Raw genomic sequence first — 12,746 nt, 5'->3', positions numbered from 1 at the left:
GCTGAGTGGTGTTAATTTAGTATAATATAGAGTAAAAGACTTCAAATACCGAAAAATAGCCCGATTAAATGGATAGGATACCACATAATCGGGCCTTCTCCTGAGTTTACAATGCCTTCCGAATACTAAATTCTAGAGGTGAATAGTCTGTCTTATTTATTCTTCTTAAGTTTAATCTCTCCCCTAACGGAGTTGTCCGATTGCACATAAAACGTGGAATTCCTGAATGATTTTGAGAAGAGACGTGATAGAGAAAAGGATGACAAAGGTAGACATCACCTGCTTCTGCAGTCGTTTCCACTACTCTAAGGTTTGCCCCATCAACCTTAACGGTTTGATTCATAAAGTAATCAATTCGGTTCGTATCCTTTCTTGAAGAAGAGTTTGTCCCTTCTTGACCTGTAAGCATGCCAAACCATTCATGAGCTTTGTTCACAGCTTGAATTCCGTCCTCGAGAGTTACACCATTTTGCTGCTCAGCCAAGTATCGGGCTATAACTTTATGTGAGCCCTCTGCCACTAATGTCCCGCCACCCCGGGGGCCAATATCCGAAAAAATACATAAACAAAGCAGTCCTTGATCAGGGCTATCTACGTGATGTTTAAAATGGATCCCATCCCAATGCCATCCATTAGTTGGAACGTCCCATTCCAGATGGGAACCTTCCGAAAAATTAACAGGCCACCATCCCCAACGATTTGGTATGCCACGGCCGACCCAACGACCTGTTCCTACTAAATCCTCAATGGCATCGGAGAGTCTTTCACTATCGCACTGACGGAACTCCTCCGTATCGTAATTTTCATTCATACGAAGCATGGGTTCAGTCCAGGTTGTTCGATCCAATCTTTCAATCCCTCTTTTTTCCAGTTGTTCCCACAAGTAATCCTGTGCCTTTAATGCGGCCTTTCGCTCAAAAGCTTGGGAGACTTTAACCCATCCTAATTCAATGAATTGTTCAATATCATTTTGAGATAAAACCTGCCCTGTAAACATCCCAACATCTCCTTTAATAAGAAATAAGTTGATTAAAATACTAGATTTGCTAATGTAATCGTTTCCAATTCAACGCATAATCTAATTATAGTCATGTTTAAGTTTTTGTTTTTTATTTTTTGATTATTTAGAAATATTAATAATTTCTAACGAAAACGGTAGGTTTGGTATTAAAATAACCTGCCGTTAATGACAACAACTGAACATCATTCTGGGACAAACATTACAATCTTTACTTAGCTATTATCCAATCAATTTTTCCTTACCAGTTCATTTGATTCCCTTGATAATCAATGAACATATGTTCTTCAATCGCTGGTGACTTTAATATTTGGTTCATAATTCCCGTTGCAGATTCGATGGCATCAATCGTTGCATCCGGATTGAATTCACCAAAAATATACGACCTGACATAACCCGGATGGAATGCTAAAACTTTGATCCCATATTCTTTTAATTGATTTTGTAAGATCGTTAATTGCATGTTTAAAGCAGTCTTTGACATGCAATAGCCATACTCCTTCTTTCTCCAGGAATCAGCTAAACTTGCCGCTTCTGATGAGATATTGGCAAGGATTTTGCTATTTCCTTTTATTAGCAAAGGAACAACAGACTTGGAGACACGCAATGGCCCAAATGTATTCGTATCGATCAGTTTCATCATATCTTCGTAATAAAACTCTCCGAATATATCCTCAGACCGGTCCTTGAGAATCCCTGCATTATTAATAAGAATATCTAACTGTCCAGCCTGTTCTTTTATGTAATCAGCAGCTGCATCGACTGATTGTTGATTGGTAACATTTAATGAAAGAATGTCTAAATCCTCACCATACTCCTTTTTAAATTCATCAAGCTCCGGCCAATCAGACATAAATCGTCCGGCAAAAACTTTAAAATTGGATTCGAGGAAAACCTTCGTCAAAGCAAGCCCCAGCCCTCTGTCTGCGCCTGTTATATAAACGGTCTTTTTCATTATGTATCAATACCTCCTGTTTCTTGAAAACACAATAATCCTTTAAAATTTAATTTTCTTTTGGTATCCGCACTATTGCAGAGTAAACATGGAGCTGCCTATTTATTTATAACTCGTTCAACTAAAATCCTCCTTTAGTCAAACTTTTTATCTAATAGTTTTATAAAAATAATCGTTCATTACTATGTTATTACATCACGATAAACCGAAAATTATGAAAATAAGTTTTATATATTAACTTCTGATTATAATCTTAGGTAAAGAGAAATTATTTAAAAATCAGCTCCAAGACCGGAGCTGATTTACTATTTTATTATTTATGGTCGATAATTGCCCAATAGGCTGGTTTTACATTATATTCTGGATCAAATACAAATGGTGCATCTTTTCCTGACTTTTTCACTATAGATGCAAATGGTGCATCTTTATCTGTTACAACGTTTCCATCTTGATCATAGTAAACATCAGCACGGTCATTGAGCCAAGTATGGTTATCAGTAACGCCCCAGAATGTTACGTTGCTAATCTTATCGCCCAATTTCTCATATAACTTGAACAAACGATCATAACGATCTGCTTGGTCCAGGAATTTTTGTTCTGGAATGGCTGCATAAGTTGGATACGCCCTTACCGGCCAGCCATACATGCTGACATCAAGCTCGGTAATCTGGTTATCTAACCCTAGATCCGCAAACATGTTAATCGTCTTTTCAATATCTGCTTCGGAAGGCCAGCCGATTTGGATGTGAGACTGATGGCCAACACCATCAATTGGAACACCCTGCTCTTTCAACCTTTTAACTAGCTCATAAAGACTAGATCTTTTTGGTTCTACTTCTGTATTGTAATCATTGATATAAAGCTTAGCATCTGGTGCAGCATATTCTCTGGCCGTTTCAAATGCCACTTTAATATAGTCTTCGCCGGTTACTTTATACCAATTAGAGTCAGTACGTAAACCACCTCCATCGGAGATGACTTCATTCACAACATCCCAAGATTTCACATCATCCTTATATCGTGATACAACTGCTTTAATATGATCATGTAAGCGCTGTAATAACAACTGTTTGTTTGCCTCGCGTTTTACTGGATCTTTCTCATTTGGCATCCATTCACCTTGTTTATTAATGAAGAACCAATTAGGTACCTGCTGGTGCCAGACAAGATTATGACCACGGACGTCCATACCATTCTGTTTCGCAAATTGAATGATTTGATCAGCAGGTCCCCAGTTGAATTGACCTTCTACTGGCTGCAAACTTGCAGGCTTCATGACATTTTCTGCAACGATGCTATTAAAATGGCGCTTTAACATTTCCGCGTCCTTGCCTTGTAATTGGGAAGGCTCTACAGCTGCACCAATTGTGAAAGAATCCTTATATCTTTGGTCTAGTTGTGGTGCCTCTAATGCACTTATAGTTGGCTTTTTGGCATAAGACTCTACATTAGATGCGGTTACACTAGTAATTCCTACAGGTAACAATAATGCTAAAGCTAATCCTGAAATTACTGGTTTACGTAAGACTTTTAGCATGTTTTTAATCCCCTCTTAAATAGATATTTTTTTAGGTGTATATAAGCCGAAATTTATTCTTACGAAGAGTTTGTGAAAAATATCCACTTCAAATAATAAACCTTATCCTCTAACTCAACCTCCTTTTTAAATGACTAAATAAGTAAGGGCTTCCATTCATTTATGTTGAAAATTTCTTTACAGAAAAAATTATAATTTATATAACTTTGTTTACGAACCCAACAAACTATACATTTTATTTAAATAAGTATAGGAATTAACCGCAAACCTTAAAATAATAATAGTCACTCATTTTCCAATCCTTTTACAAAAACAAATATCCATGAAAGAAAGTATTAAAAAAAGAGAGCCGGCGAATTTTTACCAACTCTCTCCTTAACTTCTTATTTATTCTTGAATATATTCTATTAATATTTCGATCTTTATAGTGGCTAGCAGAGAGATGAAAAGCTTACATTCTATTAAAATCATCAGGATCTGCAAACATTCGTTTATCCTGATTAAGAGCATTTATTTTTTCCAAATCCTCTTGTGAAAGTTCAAAATCAAAGATATCTGCATTTTCAGCAATACGGTGAGGCTTTACCGACTTTGGAATCGTCACTACTCCTGTTTGGATATCCCAACGGATAATGATTTGTGCGGTTGATTTTTTATATTTCTTTGCAATCTCAACTAGCGTAGGATCATCAAGAAGACCACCCTGCATTAATGGAGACCATGCTTCAAGCTGGATCCCGTTCTTTTTGCAAAAATCATGTAATTCCCGTTGATTAAATCGTGGATGGTATTCTACTTGGTTCACCATCGGTTTAATTTCACAATTGGCAATAATATCCTCAAGATGATGAACTTTAAAATTACTTACCCCAATGGCACGAACACGTCCATCCTTATAAAGCTTCTCTAGCGCTCTCCATGTTTCTACATATTTCCCTTGAGAAGGCAAAGGCCAGTGAATCAAATAAAGGTCTAAATACTCTAAACCTAATTTTTCTAAACTTTTTTCAAAAGCTGCTAATGCAGTCTCATATCCCTGATCAGCGTTCCAAAGCTTAGTTGTAATAAATAGTTCCTCGCGGGGTATGTTTGATTCTACAATGGCTTGCCCTACACCTTCTTCATTTTTATAAATGGCTGCAGTATCAATACTTCGATAACCAACTTCAAGTGCTGTTTTTACTGAACTAATAACTTCCTCTCCGTCTTTTACCTGAAAAACACCTAGGCCTAACCATGGCATTTCAACTCCATTATTTAATCTGGTTGTACTTGTTAAACTAGATACCATTGATATCTCTCCTCTTTCATTTTAAAAAAATTCTAGATAAGAATTAAAGCTTTACATAGTTTCTCCACTTATGAATAGGCTTCCAATCCCTTTTCATTGTTTAATAATGATTCGTAACCTGTTAAGTCTTTACAGAAATCTTTTACCGTTGGAAAGCATATTTCATAAGTTGTTTGCTCTCAATATCCATTCTAGTTTCATCTGCCCCAATATTAAGGGCAACTGAACCAAGGCTGTCAGTAAGATCACCCCTTATGAAATCAGCCTTATACTTAGGTGTTTTTCAAAAAATCAGCCATTTCTCAATTGAATTTTTTCGTTTGTATGTTTTTTCAATATATTTAGCAAGCCTTCGTTAATCTTACAGTTCTTAAAGGCAAACGACTGCATGATAAGGTCAATTTCTTCTTCGGATAAATTTTTAAAAATCTTCGCATACTCTGGATGGATCAATGCACCAGCATAAATGGTCAAAATGGCTTGTGAAAGGCTGGAAAGATTAAAGCTGTGAGACATGTCTGGATTAACCACCTCTTCCAAATGGCTGGCTAACTCCTCAACTGATTTTCTTGCCTCAAACCCAGGTAGCCAAATCATCCAATCGTCCGTATTTAATGCAAGTTTCATTTTAAAAATGGAAGAAACCTTCTGCATATACTCTGATTCCGGATCAAGCGTCACTAACCCCATTACTCCAACATCTTTATAAGTCCAAGTCGTCCAATGCGCGCCAAATTCTTCAAAGATACGAAGTTGATCATCCATGGCATTTAAACGATCTGGGATCTCCTGTTCTGGTCCATTATAGACGGAGCCAAACTCACCCACCCAAAGAGGGACATCATATTTCTGTGCAAACTTAGTGCCTTCATGGTTATAAAATACTTCCTCTTGGACGGATTTATCCCAATACTTGCCACTCTCTACGCGAGCCGTTTTTGCATCGGCCACTCCCGGATACTGTCCTGGACCAAATCCAGCCGCCGTATAGTTATGACTGCTGTATACCAGATTTTTAGCAAAAGGAGCATCTAAACCATCAAACAGCTTCGAATAGTTATCCCCTTCAAGGAAAATGATATGGTCAGAATCGATATTTCGAATTGCTTCCACTACCCGTCTGTAGACCCGATTCATCCTTTCCCAATCCGGTTTATAATTCCCAAAGAATGTATGTGGAAAATCGCCGTGCGGGGTATTCACACAAGGTTCATTCATGACGTTATACCCTGCAATTACAGCTCTCCCTTTGTAACGGCGTGCAAACTCTTCCCACAGAGCAATAAATCTGTCTTGATACGTTTTGTCATGCCAGAAAAAGCTATGACGCACATCATTATCTGAATGCCAGTGAGTGTTTTGGTACCCCTGTACTGCGTGAAGATCAAGAATAACGTAAAGTCCGTGCTTTTCACAGAGATCAATGATCTTGTCCAGGCGGTTAAATCCCGATTCCTTGTAAGTAAAAGGTGCTTCATCATCTTCAAAATGACGATAATTTAAAGGAATGCGAATGGTGGTTGCTCCCCAGCTCTTAATAAACTCAATATCGTCTTCACCAAAGAAATAGTGCAGCAGCCGGTCGAATAAAAATTCAGCTTTTTCCTTTCCAATGACTTCGGAAACAGTATGACGGAGGGCATGTTCCGTTCCTGTATAGCCATTAATAAAGTCCTCCATATTCATCCAGCCACCAATACAAGTTCCTCGAAGTTGAATGGGCCTTCCTGTTGAATCAGTAATTCTATTATTGTTTACTTGAAGCAATTCCATCTTTATTTCCTTCCTTTCAATGAAAAGTACTATATTTCTTGATAAGTAAAATAGTCAAAATCTGCAGGTTTAGCTGCTCCGCTAGTATCTGGTCAGGATTAAGCCAATTAATACTGTATTATATTTTTTTGCGATTTTCTTATCCTCTCGCTTTTAATTCAGCTAGCACTCTTTTATGTTCTTTTTCATCCAAGTTGTAGAAATATATGGCCACAAGCTCGATAAGAACAAATACGGCTGGAATGGCTGTCATTGTAACCAAAATACCATTTAATGCTGTTGGCGTTTGGGCATGATTGGCAACATAACCGAAGTTGGCCAAAATCAAACCTGGGACAATTCCTCCGATGGCCATACCAAACTTGAAGAAGAATCCGACTAGCGCATAAATGACACCGCTTGCACGTTTGCCAGTCTTGTATTCACCATAATCAATAGTTTCAGGAATTAATGCCCATGTAAAAGCACCTGCCGTGATGGTACCTAATGCGGCAACTAAACGCCCTGCAAATACAAGCGGAACCATGGATGCAGGAATAACGAATAAAGCGATTAAGCCGATTGCCTTCAAGGTTAAAGCAGTAAATAGTAATTTTTTCTTACCCATCCATTTATACATCATTGGCATTAATGGCATAAGGATGAGTGCAGGAAGCGTTCCCATTAAACCATACCACTTGACTAAATCAGGTCTTGCAACGTTATAAGTGACATAATAAATTCCAACAGAGTTGACGATGGAGTTAACACCGAAATTAAGAATAAAGAAAAAGCATACGATGACTAGCGGACGATTGGCCTTTAATTGAAGAAAGATATCTTTAAAATTAACTTTTGCTTCTTTGGAGTGATTAATTTGTACTCGTTCTTTTGTATTCATGAAGCTGTAAATTAGTAGAAGGGCGCCTAAAACTCCCATGATTGACATGGTAATTTGCCATCCAGTACTTGTTTTTCCAGTTGCATTTGTAAAAAGTCCGGCTAAAAGCGGTACTCCAAAAGAAACAATTAAGCCACCAGTATTTGAGAATAACATTCTGACGGAGGTTAAACTGACAACCTCTTTGTTATCTTGAGTAATGGCTGAAGTAAGCGCGGCATAAGGAATGTTAACTACTGAATATGTGATCGATAACAGAATATAAGTAATATAGGCATACACTAGTTTCATAGGATCAGAAAACGCAGGAGTGGTAAAACAAAGAATCGCTACCCCTGCAAACGGAAAGGCACCATATAAAAGGTATGGACGAAATCTTCCGTATTTCGTATTCGTTTTATCCACAAATGTTCCAATAAGTGGATCAGCTACTGCATCAATCATTCGAACAATCAGAAACATAAACCCGGCAGCTGCGGCCGAAATTCCAAATACATCAGTATAAAAGAATAATAGATAACTACTTACTGTTTGATAAATGAAGTTACAAGCTAAATCCCCAGTGGCATATCCGATTTTTTCCTTCATGTTAATTTTTCCTGTTGGTATTACTGTTATTTTTTCAGCAAGACTTGTATTCATCCTAATCCTCCTTTTTATAATCAATCATATATAGATAAAATGAAGCGGGAACCCTGGTCTTCGCCAAAGCCAGTTTTCTTTGTTTGTTTGCCACACAAACAAAGTGACGATAAAGAATCCATCTCCTCCCTTCTCTCCTCTTTAAGATAAAAATCTTATCGGCAGTTTATCCATTAGAATAGCTAGAGTTACCCAATCCTTCACTTATTCACTTAGACCAAATAATCGAACAGATTAATTCAAATAATTCTAGAATGACTTTGGGATTCTTCTTTGTTAAATTCCCTACTTTTTCCAACCTATAATTCAATGTATTTCGGTGAATTTTCAGTTTATTAGCTGTATTGTTTATATCACCATTTTCCTCCAAGTATATTTGCAATGTATGGAACAGCTCCTGATCGTTTCCTAAACTTTCTAAGACCGATATGCTGGAACTATGATGTTCTCTGTGATCGGAAGCCAGATGTATAAATAACTTTAAATCATTATAAAAATAGACCGTTTCTGAGGGTTTTATTTTTACGCCAACTGACAATGCATTGGCAGCCTGTTCCAGTGAAATGGAGGCAAATTCCTCCTTTTTACCTATCGCTACTTTTTCTATTTCCTTATTTACTAATAAATCGGTTACTACTTCCTTAAAGCTGCTAGGTTCTGTGATAAACAGGACCCTCTTGCTATTGTCAATGGTGAAAAAATGCCTAAACCCAGCAAAAAACGCCTTCATGTCTTTTGAATGTAAATTCCCTTTAATTAAAATGGCTTGACATTTTCTTGTTAGGTCAATACCATACATTTTTCCTTGTTGTAAAAATTCATCATCATAGCTTGTTTTTCGATAGGATAATTCATGATAAAATGTCTCACGCATGATTCTGTCATTCTGTGCTTTCTTATTTATGCTTTCCTGTTCAATTAGAAGTTTGGCAGTTGCCCCAACAAGCTTACTAAATGGCCTCACTATCTCTGGATGCCCCGTTATCCCAATTACACCAATAATCTCACCGTTAATAACAATAGGTTCATTGACGCCAGGCTTCATCCCGTCGCCTTCGGTATAAATCTCATTGATGCTTTTTTGGGCAATAACCTTTGATGCCCCCTTATGTAATGATCCTATCCGTTGCTTATCTCCACTCCCAATAATCATCCCTTTTTCATCCATCAGATTAATATTGTAGGGTATGATTTTCATCATTTCCTTTGTGACTTTTTCAGCTATTGGCTTCGATAATTTCATGAGATCACCTTTTCTTACCAGCCATTCACTATTAATTTAAACACACTACTGTTTAATAAATAGGGCAGAACTCATTTTATGTCCTAGTTCAATCACATTTACCTCACCAAATTCATTAACCTTATCGCATTTTCAGAGGTTCTTTTCAGGTTTAGCTGACCATTTGCTAATGCTTCCTCTAGTGAACTAACTCCTTGCATAATGCTGAAAATAGAATCAATCTTCTCATACAAGGAATCGATATTTTCACCGACTTTTCCTGCGAATGCCACCACTGGCTTATATATATTTCTTAGCATGTGAAGCCACCCCAAAAGGAGTTTTTCCAAATTGGGTTTGGAAATCTATACTGCCTTCACCAGTCCAGACCATATCTGCATCCTTAACTTTCTCTTCCAGTGACGCATATTCGATAACCATATCAATGCCTTTTTTTAAAGTTCCATTTAAGAACACCATGAGTCCAGCACCCAATCCGCCTGCTGCGCCAGCTCCAGGTACATCAAGGAGGTCAATATTAAATTGTGCTTTACTAATATTTGCGTAATTCATTAAATTTTTGTCTAATAGTTCAACCACTTCTGGTGTCGCACCTTTTTGTGGTCCAAATACAAAGGATGCTCCTTGTTCTCCACAAAGTGGGTTATTAACATCACAGGCTACTTCAAGGCTAATATCCTTTATCCGCGAATCAAAATGGGTCAGATCGATTCTTGCCAAGCGGCCTAACTCCCCTCCGCCAAAACCCAGCTCTTCTCCATTCACATCGAGCAGTTTTCCGCCTAAAGCCTGTAATACTCCAGCTCCGCATCATTTGTAGCGCTTCCGCCGATACCAATTAATAGCTTTTTTATCCCCTGATCTAAACAGGCTTTTATTAATTGACCTGTACCGTAGGTGGTGGTAACAAGCGGATTTCTTTCTTCTTTTCGTACTAAATGAAGTCCACTTGCACTAGCCATTTCAATGATTCCAGTTTTACCATCTCCTAAAATCCCATAGGGGGCTTCCACTTCATTTCCTAAAGGACCCATAACTTTTTTCATATAAATTTCACCGCAAGTAGCATCAGCCAGAGATTGCATGGTGCCTTCTCCACCATCCGCCATTGGAACTTGAATGCACGTAATCTGATGATTTACTTTCTTGATTCCTCTTTCCATTGCTTCACATGCTTCTTTTGCTGTCATACTTTCTTTAAATGAATCTGGTGCTAATAAGATGACAAAGTCTTTGTCCATGATTCCGCCCCCTTTCCTTTTTATAATAGACGTTTAACAAAACCAGTAAAGCGCTTTCTAATAATAATATTAATCTATTAACTGTTATTTTGGTATAGTCGATGCAACAAATATATTTGTGCATTTGCACAAAAACATTGATTCAAGGCCGGCAGATTAAGGGATAAAGGGCAGGCTTTGTGACTTTAATTTTCCAAGTCTAAATATAGTTTCTACACATCTTTTTCTGATAAAAAAAGGGCTGATCCTTGGTTTTTGAATCAGCTTCCTTTTGATAACTTATTATTATCCTTTAACAGATCCAGCCGCAATGCCTTCCACAATTCGATCACTAAGAACAAAGAAAGCAATCAGGACTGGAATTATACTAATCATCAAGGTGGCACCAATCGCACCCCAATCTGTTAAATATTGTCCTACAAAGTTATTAACTCCAACCGTGATAGTCTTCCATTTATCAGAACTTAAGAACGTATTAACGAACACGAATTCGTTCCAGTTGTAAATCATGTTAATGATCACCGTTGTTGAGAGTACAGGAACTGTCATTGGGAGAGTAATTTGGAAAAAGATACGATGAATGGAACAGCCATCGATTACCGCTGCTTCTTCAACTTCCCGTGGGAGAGATTTATAAAATCCGCTTAGAATCATAATGGTAATCGGTAAATTAAACGCTACATAAGATAATATAACAGAAACAGGATTATCAATTAAATGGACTGATTTAAAAGTATTAAATAATGGGATTAGTGTGGAGTGAAGGGGAATCATATATCCCGCCATAAACAGCCCCATAACCAACCCACTAAGCTTCCATTGCATTCTTGTAATCGCGAATGTCACAAAACTAGCTAGAATAACAGTTAGTACAACAGCTACAACGGTGTAAATCACACTATTAAAAAAGTAAGCATCAATATGTCCAGCAGTCCAAGCCTTTAGATAGTTACCCCATTGTGGATGTTGAGGCAATGAGAATGGGGACATACCAAAGACCTCTTGATTGGTTTTTAAGGAAAAAAGGAATAACCATATCAATGGGTAAATCTGGATGATAGCGATAATTCCTAGAATTAAATAGAGAATTCCGTAACCAATTTTTTGCCCAATCGTATTACTAGTTTTATATGAAGCAGATAGGGTCGAATGTGTTTGTGTTTCATATGCAACTTTGCTCATCTTATTCACTCCCCTTTTTTAATAATCTACATCTTTAGTAGATAGTAGTTTTTGAATTAACCAGGTCATTAGCATACAGATCACAAGTAAACCAAAGCCGATGGCACTTCCATAACCGAAGTTATATTTGGTAAATGCCTCTGTATACATATAGGATGCCATAACCTCACTCGCATGGTTAGGACCGCCGCCAGTCAAGACGAAAATTAAATCAAAATACTTTAATGAACCAACAATGGCTAAAATGACCATTACTTTGATGACCCCTGCGATTAAAGGAACTTTAATTTTATAAGCAATTTGAATAGCAGTGGCACCATCAATTTTCGCCGCTTCAATCAGTTCTTCCGGAACATTTTTTAAAGCTGCATAAAAAATGATGATATAAAAACCAGCGTATTGCCAAACAATTGGAATAAACAGGGCATATAAAACGATGTTCGAATCCGCTAACCAAAGCGGCGGATTTTCCACACCAAACGTCATTAATAATCTGTTGATCATTCCGTTAGATGGATCAAAAATTTTCGCCCATAACTGTGCGATCGCAACAGACGATAATAACATTGGGATGAGATAGATCTTTCTTAAAAAGTTGGCACCTTTTATCTTACTTGCCAAGATTAATGATAAAATTAAGTAACCAATCAAGCTAATCGCGGAGAAAATACCGAGTAATAAGGAATGCCATGTACTTTGCCAAAACATTTTGTCATGGATTAGATTTTTGTAGTTCTCTAAACCTATAAACTTCATCTTCCCGATGCCGTTCCAGTCCATTAAACCATAATAACCTGTTTGAACGATTGGGATATAAATCAAAATAAGAATAAGTAGTAAGGCAGGAAGTACGTAGAGGCTTATGGCTAACTTGTTTGACATTACGTTTTTCATTTTCTATACTCCCTTCTAATTAAAAACGTAAGCGCCTTGGTCGGGAGCGACAGGCTTAAGTCGAGCCTTCTTGAAGGATTGAATTAAGCC

Annotated in this window: 9 protein-coding genes and 1 pseudogene; all 10 read right to left on the bottom strand. The window is 37.4% G+C overall.

The window, feature by feature from the left end; all coding sequences use genetic code 11:
- Positions 1–106: 106 nt before the first annotated feature.
- The 10 genes and pseudogenes from COD92_RS12600 to COD92_RS12550 all read right to left on the bottom strand — a co-directional run bounded on the left by COD92_RS12600 (position 107) and on the right by COD92_RS12550 (position 12,656).
- A complete protein-coding gene (locus COD92_RS12600; protein ID WP_098531773.1) occupies positions 107–997 on the bottom strand; it encodes a phytanoyl-CoA dioxygenase family protein in 891 nt (296 codons plus the stop codon).
- A gap of 262 nt (positions 998–1,259) precedes the next feature.
- Positions 1,260–1,973, bottom strand: a complete 714-nt coding sequence (locus COD92_RS12595) for an SDR family NAD(P)-dependent oxidoreductase (RefSeq protein WP_098531772.1) — start codon at positions 1,971–1,973, stop codon at positions 1,260–1,262.
- Between the two features lie 313 nt (positions 1,974–2,286).
- Positions 2,287–3,510 carry an endo-1,4-beta-xylanase gene (locus COD92_RS12590; RefSeq protein WP_098531771.1) on the bottom strand — a complete coding sequence of 408 codons (1,224 nt, stop codon included), beginning with the start codon at positions 3,508–3,510 and terminating at the stop codon, positions 2,287–2,289.
- Between the two features lie 451 nt (positions 3,511–3,961).
- On the bottom strand, positions 3,962–4,801 hold the full coding sequence (locus COD92_RS12585) for an aldo/keto reductase (RefSeq protein WP_098531770.1): 840 nt from the start codon (positions 4,799–4,801) through the stop codon (positions 3,962–3,964).
- A 291-nt stretch (positions 4,802–5,092) separates the two neighbouring features.
- Positions 5,093–6,574 carry a glycoside hydrolase family 5 protein gene (locus tag COD92_RS12575; protein ID WP_098531769.1) on the bottom strand — a complete coding sequence of 494 codons (1,482 nt, stop codon included), beginning with the start codon at positions 6,572–6,574 and terminating at the stop codon, positions 5,093–5,095.
- Positions 6,575–6,713: 139 nt separating this feature from the next.
- The gene (locus tag COD92_RS12570) at positions 6,714–8,096 is read right to left on the bottom strand and encodes a glycoside-pentoside-hexuronide (GPH):cation symporter (RefSeq protein ID WP_098531768.1); all 1,383 of its coding nucleotides are present in this window, start codon (positions 8,094–8,096) and stop codon (positions 6,714–6,716) included.
- Positions 8,097–8,304: 208 nt separating this feature from the next.
- Complete coding sequence (locus tag COD92_RS12565) at positions 8,305–9,339, bottom strand: CdaR family transcriptional regulator (RefSeq protein WP_098531767.1); 1,035 nt, start codon at positions 9,337–9,339, stop codon at positions 8,305–8,307.
- Between the two features lie 98 nt (positions 9,340–9,437).
- A pseudogene (locus COD92_RS12560) lies at positions 9,438–10,580 on the bottom strand (glycerate kinase family protein).
- Between the two features lie 285 nt (positions 10,581–10,865).
- Positions 10,866–11,762 carry a carbohydrate ABC transporter permease gene (locus tag COD92_RS12555; RefSeq protein WP_098531766.1) on the bottom strand — a complete coding sequence of 299 codons (897 nt, stop codon included), beginning with the start codon at positions 11,760–11,762 and terminating at the stop codon, positions 10,866–10,868.
- A gap of 18 nt (positions 11,763–11,780) precedes the next feature.
- Positions 11,781–12,656: a carbohydrate ABC transporter permease gene (locus tag COD92_RS12550; RefSeq protein WP_098531765.1), complete on the bottom strand. Its 876-nt coding sequence runs from the start codon at positions 12,654–12,656 to the stop codon at positions 11,781–11,783.
- Between the last annotated feature and the right edge of the window lie 90 nt (positions 12,657–12,746).

The sequence above is a fragment of the Bacillus sp. AFS037270 genome (genome assembly GCF_002585305.1).
Note: the sequence above shows the minus strand (reverse complement) of the source record. Positions and strands in the feature narration are given on the sequence as shown.